Origin of the sequence: Micavibrio aeruginosavorus ARL-13 (assembly GCF_000226315.1) — a bacterium.
Lineage (GTDB): Bacteria > Pseudomonadota > Alphaproteobacteria > Micavibrionales > Micavibrionaceae > Micavibrio > Micavibrio aeruginosavorus_B.
In genome coordinates, this window is sequence record NC_016026.1 from 527833 (window position 1) to 553962 (window position 26130).

Genomic DNA, 26130 nt, shown 5'->3' on the forward strand with positions numbered 1-26130 from the left:
CCGCCAGTGATGGCGGGTTTTTTTGTTCTTATGATTTGTTGTGAATGAAGACTTCCCGGTGCGGGTAGGGGATTTTTATATTGTGTTCATCAAACACATCCCACAACGCCAGTAAAATATCACTTTTGATTCCGGCGGTGCCGTTTTCCGGATCCGCGATCCAGAAATTCAATTGGAAATCCAGCGAATTGTCCCCAAAGCCGGTGAACAAACAAGACGGTTCCGGGAATTGCAGGATACGGGAATGCCCCTCCGTCGTGGCCTTGGCCAAGGTGATGATCTGGTGCGGGTTGTGGCTGTAATCAACGCCAAACACAACACTGACCAGGCTTTCACGCCCGCCCCGTGACCAGTTGATGACGGGCTGGGTTACCAGTTCCTCGTTCGGGATGAGGTAGGACCGCCGATCCAGCGTGATCACCTCGGTGCATCGCGATCCCATTTGTTTCACGGTCCCAACACCGCCCGTGGGCAATTCAATGACATCGCCCGGCTGGATGGTGCGGTCCATCAGCAGCATCATGCCCGTAAACAGGTTGGACACGCCGCGTTGCAGACCCAAGCCAACCCCGATACCAACCGCACCGGAGAAGACCGCCAGTGCCGACAAATTGATCCCCGCCATGGTCAGGCCGATCATCACCGCCAGAATGGTCAGGACGATGCGAACGATTTTACCGATCAACAGGCGCGATCCGCTGGTCATGCCCGGAATATTGATCAGGCGGCGTTCCACGGTGCGCGATATGCTGGACGCGATATAGACCATGATCATGGTTGCGATCAGGCATTTCACCACTGTCAGCGCCGTCAATTGGAAATCGCCGATGGTCAGGGATGTTGCATGCAACGCCTCAACCGTGTTGTCGAGAAAGCCAAAGATGCTGAGCGCCGCAATCGACCATGTGATAAAGGCAATTACATTCCGCATGGTCGGATTATGAACGATCTGAACCACCAGCCGGATCACGATCCACGCCGCCGTCAGGCGCGTGACGGCATCAACCAGCTCCAGCCGGATATCCGGTACAAGAGAGGGTGCGATGGTCAGGCACAGCGATAGCAGGATAAAAATGCTGACCGGAGCCAGAGATTTACGAATTTTCTGCAAGACGCGTTTGACAATATGGGGCGCATGCAGACGGTTGATAATCTGGGCCAGTTTGGCCGACGATATCTTGTCGATCAGGAATCCCGCAACAATCGCTGTGATGATTATGCCCACTTCAATGGCTGTATCCAGTGTCAGCACATGGGTGGCGGTCCAGTCAGCGGCATGCTCGCCCCAGTTTTTCAGGGCTTCAGGATCAATATCCAAAACCTCCGCCGTGAGTTCGGCCAGGCTTTCTTCTGTGGCCGGGTTTGTCTGTCCCGTCATCTCTAGGCTCCACGGATCATGTTGAGGACGGTGATCGGGTAATCCTCAATAAAGCGCTCATCCAGCCCGTCCCGCGTGGTCAGCAGGCGGAAGAACACGGGGCCCATGATCATGTCGGCGGCAATGTCCGGCGCAATGACGGCCCCGAATTCGCCACTGCGTTGTCCCTGGTAAACGATGTGTTGCAGGGCTTGCTTGCGGGTATCCATGTAAAACGCTTGGAACAGGGCCATCACACCCTCATCGGCCTGAGCTTCGGCCATGATGTCGGCAATGATGCGGCCGTTGCGGCCACGCAAATGGCGGATCATTTTATCGACCTGCGCCATCAGGGCGTCGGTGGTGGTCATCGACACTTCGGTCAAATGCGGGGTGTGCAGGTCCAGCTGGTCGGAAAAAGCCTCGATCACCACAGCGACCTTGTTCGGCCACCAGCGGTAAATGGTGGTCTTGCCCACGCCGGCCTTGCGCGCGATCGCTTCAATCGACAAATCACGCAGTGGTGTGTGCAGCATCAGGCGACGGGTCGCATCCAAAATGGCTTTGCGGGATTCTTCGCTGCGCGGGCGGCCTGATTTCACCGGGGCGGCGGTTTGCACGCTGTTCAATCCACCATCATCCATGGCGGCGTCGGTTTGAATCTGGTTCAGGGCGTAGGCGTGTGACATAGGAAATCCTTGGGTGCTCATATATATGTGCGAAGTGAAAACGATACGCCCTGTATCCGATTTTGGGCGAGGGGGCATGAATCCATAGCCAGCGCGTCAGCGCAACCCCTTGGACGGAAATCTGCACAGATTCTGCACTGTGCCCGCAAATCGCCACAATTGGTCTATTTTCCAGAATAATTATGTTGTGTAACCTATTGATAATGAAAGAAAAGCCGCGGCCTGTTTGGCGCGCGCGACATTTTCAGGTATAAAAAGGGCCATCGAAGACTGTGCATGGCGTGATGGCCAAACCACTTAGGCGTATTCGACGAGACCATCAGGCAGCGGCCCGCGCATAAAGTTAAGTCGCGTAATTGACGCGGACCGCTGGAATGTTAACCAAAAAACACAGGACGTACTCGACACATGAAAATCTGGTTTATTTACGAGCGTGACCTCGATACCCCCGAAGCGTTTGAAACGCTGCGTTATATGGAAGAGGGCAAAAAGCTCGGCCACGATGTGACCGTCTATAAACCCAACCAATTCGAAATTCTGGTCGCCGATGGTGATGCGGAACCCAGCATCCTGATCGACGGCGTCAAAACTGCTTTGCCGGATGTGTGCTTCCCCTATCTGGCGCGCAATGAAAACATGTATTTCTGCATGGCCGTTATTCGTGAAATGGAACGCCAGGGCGTTTTGGTCATGAACGATGCCGCCACGATTGAATGCGTTTGCGACAAACTGCACACGCACCAGGTTCTGGCCCAACACAACATTCCGACCCCGACCACCATGCTGGCCAAATTCCCGGTCGATGTGAAAATGGTTGAAAAACATCTGGGCTTCCCGGTTGTTGTAAAAACCGTTCTGGGCACACAGGGCAGCGGTGTTTTCCTGCTTAACAATGAAAACGAATTTACCGACATGATGGCGTTTATCGGCGAAACCAGTTCGGGCGTTCAGCTGATAATGCAGAAATTTGTGGCCGCATCATCGGGCCGTGACCTGCGCTTGTTCGTGGTTGATGGCAAGGTCATCGGTGCCATGGAACGCCGGTCCGGCAACGGCAGCTTCAAAGCCAACTATTCCCTGGGTGGATCGGTTGCGAAATTTGAACCCGATGCCGAAGCCGAATGGATTGCGGTGAAAACCGCGCGGGCGTTGGGCGCGGATATTGCGGGCATTGACCTGTTGTTTACCGATGACGGTCATTACACCGTTTGCGAAGCCAATGTGTTCCCGGGCTTCAAAGGGTTGGAAAAGGCCTGTGGTGTGAATATTCCGAAACAGGTCTATGCCGGTATTGAAAATCTGCTGGCTGAACATCGTGCGGCGCGTCGTGCAACGGCGGCGGTGGCCACGGGTGGCGGCGCGTCCTTTACACGCTGGCTGGGCAACGTGCGCAGCATCTTCGACACGAAGACCGCCAAAGCGAAAAAGAAAGCAGCCTGAGCAAATTCCCAATCAGAATAAGAAAAAGGCGGCTCCAACCGGGCCGCCTTTTTTGTATTTACTGGATCACGCTGCTTTGCTGGATCGGGGTTTGGAATGTTTTCGGGGCGGGGTCGACCACCACGATCTGGCCATTCCTGTATTCCAAAACGGCCAACCCGCGATCCACCAGCCCATCCGGGCGGAAACGGAAAATGCCGTCCAGACCAGCAAACCCGTTCGGGTTCATAATGGAATTCCAGTCAAAGGCGGGGGCTCCCTGCGTCATGTGGCCATTACGGGCCAGCACAACGGCCAGCGCCGCGGCATCATAACCCAGCGTGGCCACGCGTGGCGGTGTGATGCCATAGGCATTGCGATATTTGCTGTTGAAGGTTTGCAGGGCCGAGGGCTCTGGTGCCGCAAACCACGCCCCTTGCAGGTTTTTATCAGAGGCCAGCGTAATGTCGTCCCACAATCCCGTTCCGATACGGCGCACCTGTTGCGGCGGCATGTCGAAATAGGTGAGCAGATTGGCCAGCACCCGTGCGTCGGTTCCGCCCGCCGGAATCATCACGGCCTCGAACGGGGCCGGCGCACCAGAGGCATGACGCATGTCATACTGGCTGAATTGCTTCACCGCATCGGTCATGTTTTTGTCACCGGGGGTAAACCGCATGGACGATGTCATTTGCATGCCAACAACCGGGGCGCGGTTTTGGAAAGCGCCGTACACCATCTGCCCGTATTCACTGTCGGGGATCATAACACCGACATTGCGGATGCCGCGTGTGGCCGCGTAATCGACAACGCGCTGGACCTGGCCAAACGGCATAAAGCCCATGAGGAAGGTGTTGCCACCGGCCAGCTTCCAATCCGTCGAAAATCCGATGACGTTCAGATTGTAACGGGCGGCCACAGTTTTGACTGCGCGCACTTCATCGGCGAACAAGGGGCCCAGGATCAGCTGCGCGCCATCGCGGGCGGCGCTTTCGGCGGCGGCGGATGCGCCCTGTGCCGTGCCATGGGTGTCACGCGGCATCAATTCAAATGCATCATAACCAACATCAAACAACGCCAGTTGTGCGGCGTTCATAATCGCCTCACCAACATCCTTGCCTTGGCCGGACAGCGGCACCAGCAAGGCCACCTTCACCGGCGGCAGGTTTTGAACGGGCATGGCGGGGGGCGGGGTGAATGTACCCGTGCTGTCGCTCGGCTGGTTCAGCAGGGCGTCCGTCTGCGGGGTGGTTTGCGGATCGGTGTTCAGCCATTGGTTCCGGGCATCCAAAGAGCCGGGGGCCTCGCTGGCCGGGGCCTGAGTCGTCGGGCGGGTCCATGGATCGGAAGAGGACGACCCACAGGCGGTCAACAGGGTGGCCGCCGTCAAAATCATGAAAAACAGAACGGAAAGACGCTGAAACATGTGAAAAGTCCCCTTTGTGGGAGATGCCGCGGTGTGGCGCAGAGCCTAGCACACTCATAAAGGGCTATAAAGGCCGGGTTTTGTCGCTTATATATAGAAGTATGAAAACACTGCACCCCGTTTCCCTGCCGCCCGGTCTGTATCTGGTTTCCACGCCCATCGGTAATCTGCGCGATATGACGCTGCGGGCGCTGGATGTGTTGACCACGGTCGATACCATTATATGTGAAGACACCCGTGTGACTGCCAAGCTGCTGCAGGCGCACGGCATTCCGAACAAGCCGCTGCTGGTTCTGAACGACCATAGCGAGAATAAAGGGCGGTCCGCGATCCTCAGCCGTCTGGCCAATGGGGAATCCATGGCGCTGGTGTCCGATGCGGGGACGCCACTGGTGTCCGACCCCGGTTATAAACTGGTTCGTGATGCCCAGGATCTGGGGATCATGGTCACCAGCCTGCCGGGGGCGAATGCGCCGTTGACCGCGCTACAACTTTCCGGACTGCCCAGCGATGCGTTTTGCTTTATTGGGTTTTTGCCGTCCAAATCGGTTGCGCGCAAAAAAGAATGGCAACGTTGGGCGCACAGCCCCGCGACCTTGTTGGCCTTTGAAACCGCGCCCCGCCTGTTGGATTCATTGACTGATATGCGCGATGTTCTGGGCGACCGCGATGCCGCTGTGGTGCGTGAAATCACAAAAATGTTCGAAGAATCCCGCCGCGGGACACTGTCGGAGCTGATTGCGCATTATACGGCCGATGGCCCCCCGAAAGGGGAAATCGTTCTGGTCGTATCCGGGGCGCCCGATAATGTTGAAATGGATGATGCGGCGATTGATGCGATGATTGCATCCGCGTTGGACAGCATGCGGGTCAAGGATGCCGCCGCGTTTGTGTCGGAACAGACGGGCCGACCGAAAAAGGAAATTTATGAACGCGCGCTGATTGTTTCGAAACAAGGACGCGATGAATGAAGAAGGGCGAACCGGATCGCTATCGCCGGGGTATGAACGCGGAATTTTGGGCTGCGGTTTATCTGCGCGTGTGCGGATATCGTATTCTTGAACGCCGTTGCCGTACCCCGGTCGGGGAAATTGATATTGTCGCGCGGCGTGGAAAAAATCTTGTGTTTGTTGAGGTTAAAACCCGGATGGATATGGTCACGGCGCTGGAATCCATTTCCCCGACGCAACGCGGGAGGATTGTGCGGGCGGCACAATATTATATGGCGCGCTTGCGAGGCGAATTTGATCCGCGTTTTGACGTGATTGCCATTGTTCCGCCCTTTTCCTTGCGGCATATTAGGAATGCGTGGGATTTATCCGGCGCGCTCTAACGTATTTCTACAATCATCGGGGTTCCCAACATGAAAATTTCTACCTCATCCGGTTTTATGGCTTTGGCGTGTGCGACAATGTTGGCGCTGGGGGCGTGTTCGCCGCTGGGTGTGGCCACGGGCGCGGGCGCGACTGTGGGTATTGCCGCCGCGGGCGAGGGGGGAATCAGTGGAGCGGCCACCGACGTGCGTATCCGCACACAAATTAATGAAAGCTGGTTCCGTCACGACGTTGACATGTTCCGCAAGGTCGGCCTGACCGTGGATCAGGGGCGCGTGTTGCTGACCGGTATTGTGCAAAACCCCGATCACCGCGTTGAGGCCGTGCGTCTGGTCTGGCAGGTTGAAGGCGTGAAGCAGGTCATCAACGAAATTCGCGTCGATGAAAGTGCGGGATTTGTCAGCTACGCCAATGATGCGTGGATTTCGGCGAATATGCGCACATCCATGACGTTTGATCGCAATATTTTGTCTATCAACTATTCGATCGATACGGTGGATGGTACGGTTTACATCATGGGCGTTGCGCGGGATCAGGCGGAGCTGGACCGCGTGATTGCGCTGGCGAAAAATATTCGCGGCGTAAAACAGGTGGTCAGCTACGCCAAAATGCTGGGTGAACCCATCGTGTCACAAGCGGGTCAGCAGTAAGACCGGATTTGTAACCTATGAACCAATCCCCTATATCCACATTACGCACCGATAATCCCGCCGATGTCATGAATCATCTGCGCGGATTGGGGGCGTTGCCGGATGGGAAGATTGATTTAGCGGGCACGGCATTATTATTGGCGGCGCTGGACCAGCCGGGGATTACGCTGGATCAGTATGAAAGCCATCTGCGCCGTTTGTCCGAGGATGTGCGTGATCGTTTCGTGGCGTTGATTGATGCCGGGGCGGACGATACGCCGGAAACAAAAATCGCGGCCCTGAAGCATATTATTTGCGATCAGTACGGGTATGACGGGGACCGCGATGATTATGACGATCTGCAAAACGCCAGCCTGATCCGCACGATTGACCGTCGTCGTGGCATGCCCATTACGTTGGCGATTTTGTGTATTGAGGCAGGACGCCGCATTGGGTGGAGTGTTCAGGGCCTGAACATTCCCGGTCATTTTGTGTGCCGCATGGACGATGGGGCTTTGCGTGTGATTTTTGATCCGTTTAACGGATGTAAAATTTTACAGGCACCTGATTTGCGCCAATTGGTGAAACAGACTTTGGGTCCGAATGCAGAACTTTCTGCTGATTATTACAATCCGGCGGATAACCGCACCATTCTGGTGCGACTGCAAAACAACATCAAACTGCGCCGGATTGAGGCTGAAGATTACGAAGGTGCGCTTCATGCCGTCGAAGCCATGCGCGCCTTTGATCCGAATGAAGTCCGCTTGCTGCTGGATGCGGGGGTGTTATATGCGCGGACGGGGCGGTTGAATGACGCGGTCGCGGCGTTAGAGGCGTATATTCCCCGCGCGCCGAGCCCACAGGATCGGCAGGACGCGGAAATGTTGTTATTTCAGGTGCGGGATATTCTGAACTGACTTATTTTCATAACCATAGCTTGCGGACGTCTGCCCGCAAAGCGCCGCGCCCTTGCCTTAAAAATGTCCAGAATATGTTATGTGATGGACCTGTTCGGCCCTTGCAAGTACTTGGGGAACCGAATAAAAGATTCTGTATTAGCTCTCTGGGGGCGTGATTCTGCGTCTCTCAAACAACCTGAACCATTCATAAGAATTCAAGGAGTCGTCCCATGTTCGTCCGTAATCTGCTGCTGGTGTCCGCTATGGGCCTGTCTCTCGCTGCTTGTTCTTCCAAGGATGATCAAGCTGAAGTTGGTGAAGTGCGCGTTGGCGCGAACGACACCATGACCCCCGGTGCGCTGGACGGTTCCTATCAAGACATGGGCGGTCCGATCCCGGGCACGCAACAGGATCTGGTTGTCAACATCGGCGACCGCGTCTTCTTCGGCTATGACCGTATCGACCTGACCCCGGAAGCCCAAAACCTGCTGAAAATGCAAGCTGACTGGATGGCTCGTTACCCGAACGTCAACGTTGTGATCGAAGGTCACGCGGACGAGCGCGGTACACGCGAATACAACTTGGCTCTGGGTGAGCGTCGTGCGAACTCCGTTAAAAACTACCTGACGGCCATGGGTGTTTCTCCGGCGCGTATCCGCACGGTCAGCTACGGTAAGGAACAACCGGCTGTACTGGGCTCCACACCGGAAGCTTGGGCACAAAACCGTCGCGGCGTAACCGTTGTTGAATAAGAACAGAACATAAGGAAGGAAAGCGCGTGATTATCAGTCATTCCGGTCGTCCGTCGATCCGTAAGACCGTTCTTTCCACCCTTCTTGTTACAGTGATGGCCGGCGCGGTTTTCGCGCCGGCTTTCGCACAATCGGGGGGCGGCGATACGCAAGCCCGCTTGTCCCGAATTGAAAATGAAATCCAGACATTGTCGCGCGCGATTTTTAAGGGCGAAACACCGCCGCCGGGTGCCTTTGGCGCATCCGCTGATCAAACGGCGCAGGCTGAATTGCAGTTGCGCCTGACGCAGATGGAGGAAGACCTCCGCGTTCTGACCGGCAAAGTTGAAGAACAGAATTATCAGATGGAGCGCCTGCGCGACGAACTGACGCAGTTGAAAAACGCATCCCTGTCCGCACCGGTTACGCCCACGCCCGCCGTGCGCAACGGTATGATTGGATACCCTGATCAACAGCCAGCAACACCGCCGAGCGACATGGATGGCGTTGTGGACATGCCGGTGCAGAATAATGATTTTTCCGTTACTGATCCGAATGCGCCCGCGCCTGTCAATGCGCCGACATCGGGTCAACTGGGATCGGCTGTCACTGCCCCGACGGGCCAGGCGGTTACCGCAGGTACGCCTGCGGCGTTGTATGAAGAATCCTTTGCTGCTGTGCGCAGTCGCGATTTCGCCAAGGCGCGCGCCGGGTTTGAAAAATTTCTGAGCGAAAACCCGGAACATAATCTGGCTGGCAATGCCACCTATTGGCTGGGTGAGACCTATTACGCGCAGAATGATTATGAATCTGCCGCGCGTATTTTTGCCGAAGGGTTCCAAAAATTCCCGAAGGGAACCAAGGGGCCTGATAATCTCCTGAAACTCGGCCTGTCTTTGGCGGGCTTGGGCAAGACGAAGGAAGCGTGCATCGCGCTGGGCCAGTTGCGCAAGCAATATCCATCCGGTGCCGTGCCTGTCCTGACGCAAGGCGATCAGGAAATGGCGAAGTTGCAATGCAATCCCTAAACGTATCTGCGAATTCTGAAACGCCGGATGCATTCACGGCGTGGTTCGGGACTCTGCCCATCGTTCGTGACCACATTCAATCCGGTCATATTGCCGTTGCACTGTCCGGCGGGCCGGATAGCATGGCGCTCCTGCATCTTCTGGCACGGGTGTGTCCGTCACAAACGATCATTCATGCCATCACAGTTGACCACGGCCTGCGCGCCAATTCCGCGGATGAGGCAAAGCAGGTGGGGACATGGGTGTCATCTCTGCACAATGTGCATCACCATATCGTGCGCTGGGAGGGTGACAAACCCGACAGCGCCATCATGGAATCGGCGCGGGCCGCGCGGTACCGTTTGCTGGAACAATTCTGTGTCGAGCGCGGCATCGAAAATTTATGGGTTGCGCATAACCGCACGGATCAGGCGGAAACCTTCTTGTTTCGTTTGGCGAAGGGCAGCGGGCTTGATGGATTGGCCGCTATTCACGAGCAAACATCATCGCCATCGGGCTCTGTACAAATTCTTCGCCCGTTGCTGGATGTGGCCAAGGATGATTTGACCGCATGGTGCGTGGATCAAAATATTCCCTTTGCCACCGATCCATCCAACCAGAATACGGCCTTTGCCCGCATCCGTTTGCGTCAGAGCATGGATGTGCTGGCGGCAGAGGGTTTAAGCGAAAAACGTCTGGCGACCACCGCCCGCCGCATGGGCCGGGCCCGCGCGGCCTTGGACCATTTCACGGATCAGGCCTGGGCGCAGGTGGTGACGGTTCAAAATGATGGCATCACGATGGATCTGCACGCGTTGGCGACATGGCCGGATGATATCCGCCTGCGCGTCATTCGCCGGGCCTGTGACCATGTGACAATGGACCGCGAAGGCTTCGGCCCGCGTCTTGATAGGCTTGAGGAGATCGTGGATCAGATCTTTACGGATCATGATTTCCGGGCGGCCACATTGGGCGGCGTTCTCCTGCGCCGTGCACCGGGTGGCGGGGATCGTCTGCTGATCGCGCGCGAAGGCGGAAAAACGTCCTAAAACCAAGCGAATCTGCGCTTTTTGAACCCCTGCCACCGCTTGTTTGCTTGGACAAATGTGCTACATATCCTGTAGAGTTCGAAAGCGTGTAAAACCACGCATTTTCAATAACGTAGAGGCGGAGCAATCACTGTGAACAATTTTGGCCGTAACCTGCTGTTCTGGCTGGCCGTTGGCGTAACGCTGGCGTTCCTGTTCAATGTGTTTCAAGGGGGCAAGACCGCGACCACGGGCGGCATGAGCGGCGAAACGCTCGCCTACAGTGATTTCATGGCCGATGCGGGCGGTGGTCGTATTTCCGATGTCACGATCAAGGGGCAGGAAATCACCGGGCATTACAGCGCCGATGGCCGCGCGTTCCGCGTTCTGGTTCCGAACAATGAAAACGTGGTTGACCGTCTGGCCACCACGGGCGTTCGCATTACCGCCGAAAAAGACGACAGCGGCAAAGTCAGCCTGATGGGCGTTTTGCTGTCCTGGTTCCCGATGCTGTTGCTGATCGGTGTGTGGATTTTCTTCATGCGCCAGATGCAGGGCAAAGGGGGCGGCGGCGCCATGGGCTTTGGCAAATCCCGCGCCCGTATGCTGACCGAGGCACATGGCCGTATTACGTTTGATGACGTTGCCGGTATTGAAGAAGCCAAAACCGAACTGGAAGAAATTGTTGAGTTCCTGAAGGACCCGCAAAAATTCCAACGTCTCGGCGGTAAGATTCCGAAGGGCGCGTTGCTGGTCGGCCCCCCGGGTACGGGTAAAACCCTGATCGCGCGTGCGGTTGCGGGTGAGGCCAACGTACCGTTCTTCACCATCTCTGGTTCTGACTTCGTTGAAATGTTCGTTGGTGTTGGTGCATCCCGTGTGCGCGATATGTTCGAACAGGCGAAGAAGAATGCACCCTGCATTATCTTCATTGACGAGATTGATGCGGTCGGTCGTCACCGTGGTGCCGGTCTGGGCGGCGGGAACGACGAACGCGAACAAACCCTCAACCAGTTGCTGGTTGAAATGGACGGGTTCGAAGCCAGCGAAGGTGTCATCCTGATCGCTGCGACCAACCGTCCGGACGTTCTGGACCCGGCCTTGCTGCGCCCGGGCCGTTTCGACCGTCAGGTTGTAGTGCCGCTGCCGGATGTGAATGGCCGCGATAAGATCCTGAGCGTTCACATGAAGAAAGTGCCGCTGGCGAAAAACGTTCAGTCGATGGTGATTGCGCGTGGTACGCCGGGCTTCTCCGGTGCCGATCTCGCCAACCTGGTGAACGAGGCCGCGTTGCTGGCCGCACGCCGTGGCAAACGCGTTGTCGGTATGGAAGAATTCGAAGACGCCAAAGACAAGGTGATGATGGGCACGGAACGTCGTTCCATGGCCATGTCCGACAAGGAAAAGAACCTGACCGCCTATCACGAAGCCGGTCACGCCATTCTGGCCATCCACGAACCGGAATCCGATCCGATCCACAAAGCGACGATTATCCCGCGCGGTCGCGCGCTGGGTATGGTCATGCGCCTGCCGGAAGGGGACCGCCTGTCCGTTGCGTATGACAAGTTGAAGGCCGACCTGGTTGTGGCCATGGGTGGCCGCGTGGCCGAAGAATTGATCTTCGGCAAGGAAAAGGTCACGACGGGCGCATCCAGCGATATTCGTTTTGCAACCGATATGGCGCGCCGCATGGTGACCGAATGGGGCTTTAACGAAAATCTCGGCCCGCTGCATTACGGCGCGAACCAGGAAGAAGTGTTCCTGGGCCACTCCGTTACACAATCGAAAAACATGTCGGAACAAACCGCATCGGTGATTGATGCCGAAGTGCGCAAGATTGTTGAGGTTGCATACAAACGCGCCCACGACAAATTGACCGAACATCTGGATCAATTGCACACGCTGGCCAAGGCGTTGCTGGAATATGAAACGCTGAGCGGCGAAGAGATCAAGGCCGTCCTGCGCGGTGAAGCCATTATCCGTGACACAGGTCCGGATGAAACCGATGATCGTCCGCATTCATCCGTTCCGACGGGCGGCGATATCGATCTGGGCTCCATCAAGCCGCAAGGGGCGTAGGTCAGAATGGCCCGTAAATATTTCGGTACCGACGGTATCCGCGGTCGCGCCAATACATTCCCGATGACTGCCGATATGGCGTTGAAGGTGGCCATGGCTGCCGCGGCGTCCATTCGCGCGGATCAGGGGGGCCTGCACCAAAACCGCGCCATTATCGGCAAGGACACACGCCTGTCCGGCTATATGCTGGAAGAGGCGATGGCCGCCGGTTTCGTGGCGATGGGGATGGAAGTCATTCTGGTCGGCCCGATCCCGACCCCGGGTATTGCCATGCTGACGCGTTCTTTGCGCGCCGATGTCGGGGTGATGATTTCCGCATCCCACAATCCGTATGAAGATAACGGCATTAAACTGTTCGGTGCCGATGGCTACAAACTGCCCGATGCGCTGGAAGAAGCGATTGAGGCACGGATTGATACACCGGATTTATCCGCCGAACTGGCCCCCGCCGATCGGATTGGTAAGGCCAGCCGTCTGGAAGATGCGCCGGGCCGTTATATCGAATTTATCAAAAGCAGCTTCCCCAAGGGCATGAGCCTGGAGGGACTGAAAATCGTTGTCGATTGCGCCAACGGTGCCGCCTATAAAATCGCGCCGCAGGTTCTGTGGGAACTGGAAGCCGAAGTCATCGCCATGGGCGTGGCTCCGAATGGCCGCAACATCAATGACAAATGCGGGGCTACGGCCACGCAAGCGTTGCAGGATCGCGTTGTCGCGGAAAAGGCCGATATCGGTATCGCGCTGGATGGTGATGCCGACCGGATCATCATGGTCGATGAACGTGGCAACCGCGTTGATGGCGACCAATTGATGGCGCTGCTGGCCCGTTCGGGCCAGGCCAATGGCACATTACGCGGCAATGGCGTTGTCGCCACCGTCATGTCCAATCTGGGGCTGGAACGCTATTTGAAAACGCTGGGCATGGATTTGATCCGCACGCCAGTGGGGGATCGCCATGTCGTCGAACGCATGCGGGCCGATGGATATAATCTGGGCGGTGAACAATCCGGCCACATCATCATGTCCGATTTCGGCACGACGGGCGACGGGTTGCTGGCGGGGTTGCAAATTCTGGCCGCGCTGAAACAACAAAGTTTTCCTGCGTCCACGGCGTTGAACATTTTCACACCGGTGCCGCAAATCCTGAAAAACGTGCGTTTCCAAAAGGGCCACAAGCCTTTGGATCACGACGCGGTCAAGGCCGCGATTGAAAGCGCCGAAGCCAAATTGGTCAAAGAAGGCCGCTTGTTGGTCCGGGCATCCGGCACCGAACCCCTGATCCGCGTGATGGCCGAGGGGGATGACCAGTCGCTGGTCGAAACGGTGGTCAATGATCTGTGTGGCGTGATCGAAAGCGTCGCGGTTTAATCGTCGCTTATAAAAAAACGCCCCGATGTCCGGGGCGTTTTTTCTTGGGGGGAGAGGAAAATTTTACCACTTCACCGGTTTCGGATTGCGTTCATCAAACCCCATTTGGTGCCAGTATGGATAAGCCGGGGTTTTATGGCTGACATTATCCAACCGCTCAATTTGATCGGCGCTTAATGTCCACCCCAATGCGCCCAAATTTTGGCGCAACTGCTCTTCGGTGCGGGCGCCAATCACAATGTTGGAAATGGTCGGCCGGGTGGTCAGCCAGTTGAGTGCCACCTGCGGAATGGTTTTTCCGGTTTCCTTGGCGATCTCGTCCAATACGTCGACGATGTTAAACAAATGTTCTTCGTTCACCTCAGGCCCGCCGACGGCACCGGATTCGCTGGCCATGCGGCCTTCGGTCGGTTTTTGTCCGCGGCGGATTTTTCCGGTTAAGCGGCCCCAACCCAGTGGGCTCCAAACCATCGTGCCCAATCCCTGGTCCTGCGCCAGCGGCATCAATTCCCATTCATAATCACGGTTGGCCAGTGAATAATACCCTTGATACGCGATGTAGCGGGCCAGCCCGTCTTTCTCCGATGCGGCCAGCGATTTCATCACATGCCAGCCCGAAAAGTTGGAGCAGCCGATATAGCGAATTTTGCCCGCAGTGATCAGGTCGTCGAGTGCGCGCAACGTTTCATCAACCGGGGTCAGCGCGTCAAACCCATGCATGAAATACAGATCGATATGATCGGTGCCCAGACGTTTCAAGCTGTCTTCACAGGCCTTGATCAGGTGAAAGCGGGAGGATCCCTTGTCATTCGGGTCATCGCTCATGCTGAACGTCGCTTTGGTGGAAATCAGCATATCATTGCGGCGTCCCTTGATGGCCGCACCCAGAACCTCTTCCGATGCGCCGGCGGAATAAATATTCGCCGTGTCGAAAAAGTTAATGCCGGCTTCCATGCAAATATCGACCAGCTTGCTGGCCGCTTTCACATCGGTATCGCCCCAGACTTTGAAAAATTCCGTGGTCCCGCCAAAGGTGGCCGTGCCAAAGCTGAACACGGGTACTTTCAGGCCGGACCGGCCCAATTGTCTGAATTCCATGGTTTTTGTTCCTTTTGGTTAAAATCGCGCTATCCAATGTGGGGCAACGGGGGGAAAAGAAAAGGCCGGATCGAAGCTGAATACAGGATTATCCCGTTGACAAAACCGGATATTTTTCATATTCTTCGGCCAGTTTTTAGGATAGGCCCGATTCGACGAAAGGACCCCAAATGACCATCAGCAACCAGGACAAATTGTTTGCCGCCGCCCGGTGCGGGGATAATGCCACCATCCGTCAATTGGCGTTCAGCGACGTTGATTTTGGTGCCCGTGATGAAAAGGGGCGCACGCCGTTCAATCTGGCCACCCAATATGGTCACGCCGATACGGCCAAAACCATCCTGGCCGCTAAGGAAATGAAATATATGCAACAGCTGGGTCTGGTGGGCGAGGGCTCCGTGGCTCCAGTTCGCGAAGACGAAGCCCAAAAAGCTGTTGGTTAAGCCGCCTGTAATGGCCAAATAATGTTTTTTAAAACCGACCCTTGAATACAGGGGTCGGTTTATGTTTGTGTACAGCGTAACAGCCAGCTATGGCCAACAACGGAGAGTGTATTATGGCGAATGTCGCGGTCATCGGGTCCCAATGGGGCGATGAGGGCAAGGGTAAGATTGTCGATTGGTTATCCTCGCGGGCTGATGTGGTTGTCCGTTTCCAAGGTGGTCACAATGCGGGCCACACGCTGGTGATTGACGGGGTGACTTATAAACTTCACCTGCTGCCGTCCGGCGTTGTGCGCGGTGGCAAGCTCTCCATCATTGGCAATGGTGTTGTGATCGACCCGTGGGCGTTGATGAAAGAAATTGGTGACGTGCGCGCGCAAGGCGTTGAAATCACGCCGGACAATTTGATCATCGCTGATAATGCGTCGCTGATCCTGCCGGTTCACTCGGCCGTTGATAAAGCCTTCGAAGCCGCACGCGGTAAAAAATCCATCGGCACGACGGGCCGTGGTATTGGCCCGTGCTATGAAGACAAAGTGGCACGTCGTGGTATCCGCGTGTGTGATCTGGCCGATGATGAATTGCTGATGGAAAAGGTGGAACGCCTGCTGGTTCATCACAACACCTTCCTCAAAGGTTTGGGTGCCGATACGATTGAACCGAAAACCATTTATGATTCATTGGTACAAATTCGTGGCGATATTTTGCAATTCGCCGCGCCTGTGTGGCAACGTCTGGACGCCGCCAACAAGAACGGAGAAAAAATCTTGTTCGAAGGCGCGCAAGGCATCATGCTGGATGTCGATCACGGTACCTATCCGTTTGTGACATCATCCAACACTGTGGCGGCCCAGGCTGCAACGGGGTCCGGCGTAGGCCCGCGCACTGTGGGTTATGTTCTGGGGATTACCAAGGCGTATACAACGCGCGTTGGCTCCGGGCCGTTCCCGACCGAATTGCTGGATGATGATGGTGAAACGCTGGGCCGTCGCGGCCATGAATTCGGCACCACCACCGGGCGGAAACGCCGTTGCGGCTGGTTCGATGCGGTTCAGGTGCGTCAGGCCATTAAAACATCCGGTATTGATGGCATTGCCTTGACCAAGTTGGACGTTCTGGACACGTTTGCGGAGATTAAGGTTTGCGTTGGTTATGATTTGAACGGTGTCCGTCTGGACCGTCTGCCCGCCGGGCAGAAGGAACAGGCTGCGGTTACACCCATCTTCGAAACCATCGAAGGCTGGCAGGAAAGCACGCAGGGGGCCCGCAGCTGGGCCGATCTGCCCGCCAAGGCGATTAAATATATCCGCCGTTTGGAGGAATTGATCGAAACCCCGGTCGCCATGGTCTCCACCAGCCCGGAGCGGGATGATACCATTCTGGTTCAGGATCCGTTCGCGGCCTAAGGTCTCGCAATCTAAGACTTTGCGGGTTTTACAAAAACCGGATTGGGATATACAATGAAGAAAGCGGTGTCATGCAACACCGCTTTCTTCGTTCTGACAAATCCTCGCCCGGTTCTACGCCCGTATGACATCCGATGAAGCCACAGAAAAGGCCGCCAATGCCACCCCGGTGACCGAACCGGTGGGGGAGGCTGCGCCGCAGGCGGTTGAGTCCGATCCCGCTCCGTCGCCTGCGCCGTCATCCGCATCGGGCGGGTCTGGCGCGGTGACGTCGCTGGCGGATAAGTTTTTTATCCACCCGCAAAAACCCCTGCCGCAATTTGATCAGGGGCCGGTGAAGGCCTATGGCGTGACGCAAGGCCGGGATGCCGTTGCGGTGGACCATTTCGCCTTGATTTGTGAGCCACATTTGACGCCGCGGGCGCGATTGGCGGGGGCGTATAACGGTATTTCCAATCCCAATGTCATCCGGTTGGTGGGGTCTGGCGTCATCTATTGGCCACCAACATCGGAAGAGCGTTACACCTTTATCTACGAAAAGCCGATTGGGCCGCCTTTGATGCGGCATAATGAATTCAAGGGGCTGGATATGAAGCCGGACATCGTCGTGTCCAGCATTATTCGCCCATTGGTTACGGCGCTGGCCGATGTTCGGGATCGGGATATGGCGCACGGGAATGTGCGCCCATCGAATATTTTTGCGGCGATGTCAGGCGATGTGATTGACCGTATTGTTCTGGGCGATTGTTTGTCTACGCCGCCATCCTATGCACAGCCGGTCATCTTTGAAACGATTGAGCGCGCCATGGCCGATCCGATCGCGCGTGGCTTGCCGTCGCAGGAAGATGATATGTACGCGCTGGGTGTAACGCTGGCGTTGCTGCTGCGTTCCCGCGACCCGCTGGAGGGGATGAGCGATGAAGACATCATTCGCCAGAAAATTGAAAATGGAAGTTACTCGGCCTTACTGAGCCGGGATCGATTCACAGGCGCCATTCTGGAGCCCTTGCGTGGGCTTCTATATGATGACCCAGGGCAGCGCTGGTCTATATCCGATTTGCAGCAATGGATGGATGGGCAGCGGTTAAGCCCGAAACAGGCCGCAAAAAAAGTCAAAGCCGCCCGCCCGTTGCATTTCAACGAAGAGCGGTATTTCCGTCCGTCATTGCTGGCCATGGATTTGCACAAGGACCCGGGCGCGGCGGTTCAGTTGGTTGAAAACAACCATATGGAACAATGGATCAGCCGGTCGCTGGACGACCCACAGGTCATGAAGCGCTATGAAAGCGTGGTTGAAAGCATGACTGAACTGGGGCGCGGGGCCGGGTATTGGGATCGGCTGTTGTGCCGTTTGTCGATTGCCCTCGATCCTGATGCACCCATTCGGTACAAGGGCCTGTCCCTGACGCCGGATGGCATCGGCACGGCATTGGCACAGGCGGTGATTAAAAAAGAAGACATCGCTCCTTATGCCGAATTGATGTCCCAGCAAACGGTCATGTTCTGGGTTGGGGCCGCACCGGCGGCGCAAATGGATGTCGGGGTTCTGGTTGGGCGTTTTGATGCCTGTCGCGCGTTCTTGCGGCAAACATCCCCCGCCTACGGGATTGAGCGATGCCTGTATTTTCTCAATTCCGAATGCCATTGCCTGAGCGACAAGCTCAAAGGTTATCTGGTCCGAACGCCAGAAGATTTGTTGCGGGCCTTTGAAAAAATTTCATCATCGCCCAAGCGTCCGGAATTATTCCTGGATCGTCATGTCACGGCGTTCTTATCTGTAAAAGATCGTAAGGATATTGATCCGTATCTGATCGAACTGGGCGCGGATGAGCCATATAAGCGTATTTTGGGAAATATCAAAACACTTGCCACCATTCAGCAACGGTCACGCATGGAAAAATTGCCCGGAATTTGTGGGTGGATGGCGGATATTCTGGACCCGGTTCTGGCGCAGCTGCACGATCGCGATTTGCGCGTCAGCATGAGTGAAAAAATACGAAAAATTGCGGCGGGTGGCGATATCACAAAAATAGCCGCTTTGCTGGATGACCCTAAAATTACGCAGGATGATACAAAAGCCTATAATGACGCACGGATGGAGTACTTCAAACTGCGTCAGGAAAGCATGGAGCTGCAGGCTGATATGGCCGATCCGGACCGGATCAAGCTGACCACGGGACGTGAAATGGCGGCGATTTTCTCCTGTGTTCTGGCTGGCGTCATCATGTTGTTTTTCGCCTTTATGTTCTTCACCAAATCGTCAGGGTTGTAAAAGGCGTAGATTATGGCGGCAAAAAAGAAACGCAAAAAACCGGTGACATGGCAAACGCAGGTTCTGCTGCTTTTTGCATTCATTCTGTCGATCGTGTTTTTACCGACGACCATTTTGATTTTTTTCGGGATGCTGCCGACGATGGTGGCTTCGTTTATTGGCCGCGGGCGCGAGGGAAGCCGGGCGCTGACCGTTGGGGCCATGAACTTTGCCGGATGCTTCCCCTTTATCCTTGATCTCTGGACATCGCGCAATACGGTGGAACAGGCTGTGTCGATGCTGTTCGATCCGCGCACGATTGTGGTGATGTATTGCGCGGCGGCGGTGGGATACCTGATTGACTGGGCTGTGTCCGGGTTGGTGGGCAATATTCTGGTGCAACAGGCAAAATCCCGTATTGCCGCAATTGATGAACGGCAGGCTGCCATGGTCAAGCGATGGGGGCCTGAGGTCACGGGCGAAGTGGCTCTGGATGAACAGGGATTTCCGTTGGATGATGATGGACCCGTTGGGTCCAAGGCAAAGAAGAGTTGAGATTAAGCGTAAAATTTTATCTGCTTTTACAATGTCTTTGATCAACAGTTCACTCTCCCTTAAGTGCAAGAAACGATAATGGAAGATGGGTTTTTCCGGCTCGCTGGGGCTTGGAACCGAATCCGGGGAATGAAAAACATGGGAACGCAATATCGGGGGCGCAGGTTCTTGTCCTTCTGGCGCGATACGCGGGGTTCGACCGCGGTCGAATTCGGCCTTGTCGCCATTCCCTTCATCTTCATGACCATCGGCATCATTGAACTGGCCCTGGTCTTCGCCGCGGCCAACATGCTGGAAGGCGGCGTGGCCGAAGCCTCCCGCCTTATCCGAACGGGCCAACTGCAACAGGCAGGCGGCGACCCGGAAGAAACGTTTCGTGAGGCATTGTGTGGTCATGCGCTGGTGTTGATTGATTGTGATCGTATCGTGATTGAATCTATTGCGATTGAAGATAATACGTTCGGTGGTATCTCCGATATTCCTCCGCAATATGATGAGGATGGAAATCTTATCCCTGCTGGATTTGAACTGGGTGCCGTGAGTGACGTTGTTCTGATTCGTGCGGCCTATCGTTACGAATATATGACCCCTTTGTTTGGTGAAATTTTTTCCAATCAGCCGGATCGGACGTATCCTATGCTGGCGACGTCTGTGATGCGAACTGAACCATATGAATTCGAGGATGAATAAATGAAGAAAAATCCTCATTTTTTCGATTGGTGGAAAGACCAAAAGGCGAGCATTGCAGCCGAGGCGGGAATTTTTATTCCTATCCTGTTCTCAATGCTTGTTGCTGTTTACGACATCGGGACTGCGATTTTAATCAACCAGAAAGCGATCAATGCATCGCAGATGACCGCTGATCTGATCGCCCGGGAAATCAGCTTGGATGATGCGCAGATCGAAGATGCGATAGAAGCTGCGCGGCAAGCGATGTTACCACTCAATCTTACGAATTTCGGGGTCGGTATTGCCAGCGTTCAGTATAACGAAGACGATGAGCCAGAAATTCTCTGGCAAGAAGTGACGGGTACGTCAACCGCATTCGAAGTTGAAGATGCCCCCATACAAGGAACAATCGGCCTTGGTGGTGAGGGCGATGGAATGGTGGTTGTTAAAGTGAACTATGATTATGATCCGGTTTTTTCGGGATCGTTTTTGCCATCAATTATGATGCAGGAAGTCAGCTATACGCGTGGCCGCCGATTGCCAGTGGTAACGCGTATTGAATAACCCGGGGTGATGGGCATGATTCAGTTTCTACGAAAGTATTGGTACGATTCCGGGGCATCGTTGGCGGCCTATATGGCCTTGACCATTCCGATCCTTGTTGGATCCATCGGCATGGCAACCGATGTGGGCATGTCCTATCTTGTGCGCGCCCGCTTGCAGGGGGCGCTGGATGCGGCTGCCCTGGCGACGGCGGCGGCTACATCATCGGGAGATGCGGACATTGGCGAGAAGCTGGATGCGTATTTCGAGGCAAATTACCCGCCGGAGAAAATCGGCGTACCGTATGATTTGGACTTTACGGATTCCGATGAAGCGCTACAGGTGAGTGCGATGGCCCGTTACAACACGATGTTTGTTCGCGTTCTGGGCATTGATGAAATTAATATCGCGGCCTCAACCACGATCACCCGTGCCGTGCGGGGGATCGAGGCTGTTCTGGTTCTGGATAACACGGGCTCAATGTCGAACAATAATAATATTCAGAAATTGCGTGATGCGGCAGAAACCTTTGTTAATACACTGTATGATCGTGCGGGCGAGGATGAGGAGTATGTCAAGATCGGTATTGTACCCTACAGTTCAACCGTAAATGTCGGGCGTTATGGTTTGGGGCTCAATCCCGATGGGTCGGCGTATGGGGATCCCTTTGTAACATTACCGAATGGCGTTACTTATAATTCGAATTGCGGCGGGAGCAGTACATCACGCTGGTGCGGATGTGTTCTGGCCGAAAATTATCCCGGGGATGTCGAGGAATTTGAGAATAACGTCGGGGCCTATCTTTATAGAACTTGTTCCTACAGCAACTGGACTAAGGCATGGACTTGCACTGTCCAATCGACGCCAAACCGTTATTGTCCGCCCCCGATTACGCCTTTGACCAGTGACCGCGAGGTTTTACTGGACGCGATTGATGATTTGCGTGCCGACGGAAACACGCTGGGGAACTTTGGCATGATCTGGGGCTATCGTGTTGTGTCGCCTGAATTCCCGTTTGAGGAGGGGGCGGCATGGGATGACTATATCTGGCGCAAGGCGGTTGTGATGATGACGGACGGTGATAACACCATCGGGAACAGCAGTTTTTATTCCGCCTATGGTTGGGGCGCAATGCATGGCATCAGTACGGCCGATATCAATGATCGCTTTGAAGAGGTGTGCGCGCTGTTGCGATCACAGGGGGTGCTTGTCTATACGATCGTTTTTACATCCGGGATTAACGAGGCAACCAAGGACATGTATCGCGCCTGTGCCACAACATCGAACATGTATTATTATGCACCTAGCGGTGATGATCTTGAAGAAGCGTTTGAAAAAATTGCACGTGAGCTGAGCAACTTGCACGTCAGTAACTGATGTGATCGATATTTGTGTGTTGAATCAACGGGGCTCGATTTCGAGTCCCGTTTGGTTTTTGGGTAAGTATTCGATGGGGGTGTGATTCAGTTTTACTATAGATTGTTCGATTACTATACGGATTTTATGCGTATAAATACTTATTTGTGATGCTTATAGTAATAATTTGTATATTTATAGTTGTTCTGTGCTTTCTATATAAAATTTTATGTAAAAACACTCTAAGTTTTATTTGTTTGTTCTCTTTTTTTCTATAATTCGTGCTCTTATTTCTTCAATTTTTTAACCCCTCGTTAAAAATTTAGGGTATATTCTGGAGACTGTGGGTTCACGCATCGGTGCAATGCCTGTGCGATTAGGGGAACCAAAAAGCTGGAAACCAAACGAAGGAGACTTCAAATGTTGTTTACGTTCATTCGGGCTTGGAAAGAAGCCTATGTAAAGGATATCAAAGGCGCGACCGCTATTGAATACGGTCTGATCGCCGGTGGGATTTCCTTGGCGATTGTGGCATCAGTATTTTTGTTCGGTGAGCAATTGGCAAGTCTGTTCGCCTCTATCGCGGACTCTATGCAGCAAGCTGCTGAGCAGGTTACCGAAGATACGTCCGGTGGTACCGGCGGCGGCACGACGCCGTAATTAAAAGTTTTAAAGGGCCCGTCCGGGGGGAAACCTTCGGGCGGGCCTTTTTGATTCTGTGGGGGTGAAATTGATATTTGCATTTAATCTTATCTATTGCGTCTGTTTTATCGGTGTTTGTTTGGCTGCGCTGGGTGCTGCCTGTTCGGATGTGCGCACAATGACTATTCCGAATGTTTGCAGTGTCGTAATTATGGGGTTGTTTGTAATCGGCTATGGCGCGCTGGCTTTGTCGGGTGGGGTGGTCGCACCATGGTGGAGTTATGTGTCCTCTCTGTTGATTGTTTTTGTGGTTACGCTGGGCATGTTTGTTGTTGGCGCTATCGGGGGGGGGGACTCTAAATTTGCGGCGTCTTGCGCGTTGTGGGTTGGTTTGAAGGGGTTGGTGTCCTTTTTGTTGGTCATGATGGTTGTGGGTATGGTTTTGGCTGTCTTTGCATTGGTTTTGCGTAATCGGGTTGTCTTTGCGCGCGTTGCGCCGGATAGTTGGGTGGGGCGGGTGCAGCGAGGGGAAAGCGCGATCCCCTATGGCGTTGCCATAACGTCTGGTTTGTTCGCGGGAGTTTCGGCCGGAGGCGGTTTGGGTCCGCTGATGGCATTTTTCTATTAAATGCCAATGGCTTTTCGGGCTTTGTTAAATGGAAAAATCTGGGTATAATGGGGCGTGGCACGATCGTGCCGGTCCTGTTTATTTCGTGGTTCAATCCATCCTGCGCGGTTTTTGACGACCGTATCTTTTCTCCCTGACAGGGGCTTTGTGATGAATAAAAATCTTTTAATCGCCTTTGCCGGCGCATTGTTGATTGCCATTCTGGTGGCGATGTTGATGAGCACCTTGTTGGGCGGCACGAAGAAAAAACAGCCGCGTGTAGCGGAGGTGAAGCGTATCGAAATTCTGGTCGCCGCCAAGCCGATCGCAATCGGCCAATATCTGCTGGACGATAATGTGAAGTGGAAGCCGTGGCCAGAAGAGGCCATTTTCCCCGGCGCCATTATTCGCAAAGGAAATCAAAAAACATCCGAAGCAAAAGAAGGGCGTGTCGTTCGCGCTTTTGTAATTGATGAGCCCATTGTATCCAGTGCGGTTATCTCTGGAGAGGGCAGTTTTACGGCGGCGCGGCTGGAGCCAGGAATGCGCGCTGTATCTATTAAGGCCAATGCAACGACAGCGGCTGGGGGCTTAGTTCGTCCCGGCGATTATGTTGATGTGATCATGGTCTACAAGGGTAATGTCGAAGTAGATAGTGCAGATGAAGCCACTAAAAAATACCTTGAGATGATCAGTGGCATGAATATTGACAAAACCGGAGCGCAGACAATTTTACAAAATGTTCGTGTTTTGGCTGTAGATCAAAGGGAAAAACCTGCTTCGTCCGATGACAAGTCTGGAGCAAGCGGGAAGTTAAAAACGGTGACATTGGAGGTTGATACGCGCGGCGCTGAAAAGTTGGCGGCGGGCGTGAAGGCCGGAACTTTGCATTTATCCCTGCGTTCCCTTGGCGACACCAGCCGGTTTGACGAAAAGCGCCCGGCCACGACGGATGCGCGGATGATTTTGATTGATGACGAGGTTCTGGAGCAGGCGAACAAATCACTGGGCGGTGGTGCCAATGGTGGTGGCGTGCGTATCTACAGTGGCGGCGTTCCGGCGCAATAATACATTCAACCCGGGGGCTATAATCGGCCCGGTCCGATATGTTGCGAGTTTGAAATATGGTCGAGATGAAAAACATGATGAAACGTCCAATCGCCCTGGCCCTGATCGGCACAGTCGTGGCGGGGCTGGCTTTTGGTCCGGTGTTGCATGCGCGTGCCGACAGCAAAATGAACCCGGTCAGCATCAATGCGGCGAAGAAAAGCAACTTGCTTGAAGTCACGTTGGGCAAGGGCGAGGTTTTGACCATTCCGGGTGATGTCGCCGATGTTCTGGTGGCCGATCCATCCATCGCCGATGTATCGGCGCTGCAGGCGGACAAGCTTTATGTTGTTGGCTCGCGCCTGGGTAATACCAACCTGATGGTCCTTGATGCGCAGGGCAACGTTCTGAAACGTGTTGACGTGCATGTTAAAATTGATGAGGCCGCGATTCAGGCTTACCTGAAAGAACTCTATCCGAATGAAAATGTATCGGTACGGGCGGTGAATGGCCGTTTTTTCCTGACTGGGAATGTATCGACGCCGGATGCGTCTAATAAAATCGCCAATGTTGTCGCAGCCTATTTTAACCAGGGTGGCGGTGCGCCGAATATGGATTCCATCGTGAATCTGCTCCAGGTTGCGGGCGAGCAGCAGGTAATGCTGCGTGTAAAGATTATGGAGGTTTCCAAATCTCTGCTGCGCGAATTGGGGATTGATACGCAGCTGGATGATACCAGCCTGTTGGGCAATAATGACAACCTGATCGGTGCGATTGATACAATCGCCGGGACCGGTTTGACGCAGAACCCGTTCGCGACGGGGTCATTGATTTTTGATGATGGAAGTTTCGGTCCTTTAAGCTTTATGCTGAGTGCGCTTGAAAATGACCAGATGGCACAAACCTTGGCCGAGCCGAACCTGACCGCAATTTCGGGTGAACAGGCTGGCTTCTTGGCTGGTGGTGAATTTCCTGTGCCTGCGGGGCGAGATAATGATGGCAACGTTATTATTGAATATCGTTCATTCGGTGTGTCTTTGAACTTCCGCCCTGTTGTGTTGTCGTCGGATCGGATCAGTCTGCAAATGAACACTGAAGTGTCGTCCATTTCACGCGACAATTCGGTGACGCTGAACGGTCTGGATGTTCCGGGCTTAAGCATTCGTCGGGCCTCGACCACGGTAGAGATGGGCAGCGGCGGCAGTTTGATGATTGCTGGCCTGTTGCAATCTAATGCGCTGAAAGGTATGGCCGGTTTGCCGGGGATCCAGCAGACGCCGGTTCTCGGGGATCTGATTTCGTCTGAAAGCTTTAACCGCCAGGAGTCGGAGCTGGTCATCATCGTGACACCTGTTCTGGTGAAGCCCTATGCAGAAACCAAAGCGGCCCGTAAGGTGCAGGCTCCGGCCCAGACGCCGTTGCGTGAAGCCTTTATCAACAATATTCGTCGTATCTATGGCCGCAAGGCTCCGGCTTCGTTGAGTGATGATGGCAGCTTTGGCTACATCCTGAATTAATCGGTTCGAATAAAGGTAGAAGGCTCGTGA

The 26130-nt window shown here is 54.6% G+C and carries 25 protein-coding genes; 21 read left to right on the forward strand and 4 right to left on the reverse strand.

Going from position 1 to position 26130, the window contains the following annotated elements; genetic code table 11:
- Positions 1 to 28 precede the first annotated feature (28 nt).
- Both MICA_RS02345 and MICA_RS02350 read right to left on the reverse strand, forming a co-directional pair.
- Entirely contained in the window at positions 29 to 1378 is a 1350-nt protein-coding gene (locus MICA_RS02345; RefSeq protein WP_014102069.1) for a mechanosensitive ion channel family protein, read from the reverse strand.
- A 2-nt stretch (positions 1379 to 1380) separates the two neighbouring features.
- On the reverse strand, positions 1381 to 2046 hold the full coding sequence (locus MICA_RS02350) for a TetR/AcrR family transcriptional regulator (protein WP_014102070.1): 666 nt from the start codon (positions 2044 to 2046) through the stop codon (positions 1381 to 1383).
- 408 nt (positions 2047 to 2454) lie between these two features.
- On the opposite strand from MICA_RS02350, the gene MICA_RS02355 reads away from it, so the two are divergent.
- Positions 2455 to 3486 carry an ATP-grasp domain-containing protein gene (locus tag MICA_RS02355; protein ID WP_014102071.1) on the forward strand — a complete coding sequence of 344 codons (1032 nt, stop codon included), beginning with the start codon at positions 2455 to 2457 and terminating at the stop codon, positions 3484 to 3486.
- 58 nt (positions 3487 to 3544) lie between these two features.
- Here MICA_RS02355 and MICA_RS02360 read toward each other — a convergent pair whose 3' ends face one another.
- A complete protein-coding gene (locus MICA_RS02360; RefSeq protein WP_014102072.1) occupies positions 3545 to 4891 on the reverse strand; it encodes a penicillin-binding protein activator in 1347 nt (448 codons plus the stop codon).
- 101 nt (positions 4892 to 4992) lie between these two features.
- On the opposite strand from MICA_RS02360, the gene rsmI reads away from it, so the two are divergent.
- The 9 genes from rsmI to glmM all read left to right on the forward strand — a co-directional run bounded on the left by rsmI (position 4993) and on the right by glmM (position 13966).
- Positions 4993 to 5862 (forward strand): 16S rRNA (cytidine(1402)-2'-O)-methyltransferase, encoded by an 870-nt coding sequence (gene rsmI / locus MICA_RS02365; RefSeq protein WP_014102073.1) that lies wholly within the window; start codon positions 4993 to 4995, stop codon positions 5860 to 5862.
- Positions 5859 to 6224 carry a YraN family protein gene (locus tag MICA_RS02370; protein ID WP_014102074.1) on the forward strand — a complete coding sequence of 122 codons (366 nt, stop codon included), beginning with the start codon at positions 5859 to 5861 and terminating at the stop codon, positions 6222 to 6224. The genes rsmI and MICA_RS02370 overlap by 4 nt, the downstream gene beginning before the upstream one ends.
- Before the next feature lie 30 nt (positions 6225 to 6254).
- Positions 6255 to 6875 (forward strand): BON domain-containing protein, encoded by a 621-nt coding sequence (locus tag MICA_RS02375; protein ID WP_014102075.1) that lies wholly within the window; start codon positions 6255 to 6257, stop codon positions 6873 to 6875.
- A 17-nt stretch (positions 6876 to 6892) separates the two neighbouring features.
- Positions 6893 to 7771 (forward strand): SirB1 family protein, encoded by an 879-nt coding sequence (locus MICA_RS02380; protein ID WP_014102076.1) that lies wholly within the window; start codon positions 6893 to 6895, stop codon positions 7769 to 7771.
- A gap of 212 nt (positions 7772 to 7983) precedes the next feature.
- On the forward strand, positions 7984 to 8505 hold the full coding sequence (pal, locus tag MICA_RS02385; RefSeq protein ID WP_014102077.1) for a peptidoglycan-associated lipoprotein Pal: 522 nt from the start codon (positions 7984 to 7986) through the stop codon (positions 8503 to 8505).
- Between the two features lie 26 nt (positions 8506 to 8531).
- Entirely contained in the window at positions 8532 to 9512 is a 981-nt protein-coding gene (gene ybgF, locus MICA_RS02390) for a tol-pal system protein YbgF (protein WP_014102078.1), read from the forward strand.
- The gene (gene tilS, locus MICA_RS02395; protein WP_014102079.1) at positions 9500 to 10540 is read left to right on the forward strand and encodes a tRNA lysidine(34) synthetase TilS; all 1041 of its coding nucleotides are present in this window, start codon (positions 9500 to 9502) and stop codon (positions 10538 to 10540) included. The genes ybgF and tilS overlap by 13 nt, the downstream gene beginning before the upstream one ends.
- A gap of 132 nt (positions 10541 to 10672) precedes the next feature.
- Complete coding sequence (ftsH, locus tag MICA_RS02400; protein ID WP_014102080.1) at positions 10673 to 12598, forward strand: ATP-dependent zinc metalloprotease FtsH; 1926 nt, start codon at positions 10673 to 10675, stop codon at positions 12596 to 12598.
- Positions 12599 to 12604: 6 nt separating this feature from the next.
- Positions 12605 to 13966 (forward strand): phosphoglucosamine mutase, encoded by a 1362-nt coding sequence (glmM, locus tag MICA_RS02405; protein ID WP_014102081.1) that lies wholly within the window; start codon positions 12605 to 12607, stop codon positions 13964 to 13966.
- Positions 13967 to 14029: 63 nt separating this feature from the next.
- On the opposite strand, the gene MICA_RS02410 is transcribed toward glmM, so the two are convergent.
- Positions 14030 to 15064 (reverse strand): aldo/keto reductase, encoded by a 1035-nt coding sequence (locus MICA_RS02410; RefSeq protein ID WP_014102082.1) that lies wholly within the window; start codon positions 15062 to 15064, stop codon positions 14030 to 14032.
- 170 nt (positions 15065 to 15234) lie between these two features.
- Between MICA_RS02410 and MICA_RS02415 the strand changes: the two genes are divergently transcribed.
- The 11 genes from MICA_RS02415 to MICA_RS02465 all read left to right on the forward strand — a co-directional run bounded on the left by MICA_RS02415 (position 15235) and on the right by MICA_RS02465 (position 26100).
- On the forward strand, positions 15235 to 15507 hold the full coding sequence (locus tag MICA_RS02415) for an ankyrin repeat domain-containing protein (RefSeq protein ID WP_014102083.1): 273 nt from the start codon (positions 15235 to 15237) through the stop codon (positions 15505 to 15507).
- 113 nt (positions 15508 to 15620) lie between these two features.
- Positions 15621 to 16913, forward strand: coding sequence for an adenylosuccinate synthase (locus MICA_RS02420; RefSeq protein ID WP_014102084.1), 1293 nt, complete (start codon positions 15621 to 15623; stop codon positions 16911 to 16913).
- Between the two features lie 124 nt (positions 16914 to 17037).
- The gene (locus MICA_RS02425; RefSeq protein ID WP_014102085.1) at positions 17038 to 19185 is read left to right on the forward strand and encodes a protein kinase family protein; all 2148 of its coding nucleotides are present in this window, start codon (positions 17038 to 17040) and stop codon (positions 19183 to 19185) included.
- A 12-nt stretch (positions 19186 to 19197) separates the two neighbouring features.
- Positions 19198 to 19719, forward strand: coding sequence for a hypothetical protein (locus tag MICA_RS02430; RefSeq protein WP_014102086.1), 522 nt, complete (start codon positions 19198 to 19200; stop codon positions 19717 to 19719).
- A gap of 168 nt (positions 19720 to 19887) precedes the next feature.
- Positions 19888 to 20409: a TadE/TadG family type IV pilus assembly protein gene (locus MICA_RS02435; RefSeq protein ID WP_236619944.1), complete on the forward strand. Its 522-nt coding sequence runs from the start codon at positions 19888 to 19890 to the stop codon at positions 20407 to 20409.
- Positions 20410 to 20952: a TadE/TadG family type IV pilus assembly protein gene (locus tag MICA_RS02440; protein WP_014102088.1), complete on the forward strand. Its 543-nt coding sequence runs from the start codon at positions 20410 to 20412 to the stop codon at positions 20950 to 20952.
- A gap of 15 nt (positions 20953 to 20967) precedes the next feature.
- Positions 20968 to 22308 carry a vWA domain-containing protein gene (locus MICA_RS02445; protein WP_148260401.1) on the forward strand — a complete coding sequence of 447 codons (1341 nt, stop codon included), beginning with the start codon at positions 20968 to 20970 and terminating at the stop codon, positions 22306 to 22308.
- A gap of 399 nt (positions 22309 to 22707) precedes the next feature.
- On the forward strand, positions 22708 to 22947 hold the full coding sequence (locus MICA_RS02450) for a Flp family type IVb pilin (RefSeq protein ID WP_014102090.1): 240 nt from the start codon (positions 22708 to 22710) through the stop codon (positions 22945 to 22947).
- Positions 22948 to 23011: 64 nt separating this feature from the next.
- A complete protein-coding gene (locus MICA_RS02455) occupies positions 23012 to 23557 on the forward strand; it encodes an A24 family peptidase (protein ID WP_269082934.1) in 546 nt (181 codons plus the stop codon).
- Between the two features lie 150 nt (positions 23558 to 23707).
- A complete protein-coding gene (cpaB, locus tag MICA_RS02460) occupies positions 23708 to 24604 on the forward strand; it encodes a Flp pilus assembly protein CpaB (RefSeq protein WP_014102092.1) in 897 nt (298 codons plus the stop codon).
- Between the two features lie 74 nt (positions 24605 to 24678).
- Positions 24679 to 26100, forward strand: a complete 1422-nt coding sequence (locus tag MICA_RS02465) for a type II and III secretion system protein family protein (RefSeq protein WP_236619945.1) — start codon at positions 24679 to 24681, stop codon at positions 26098 to 26100.
- Positions 26101 to 26130 lie beyond the last annotated feature (30 nt).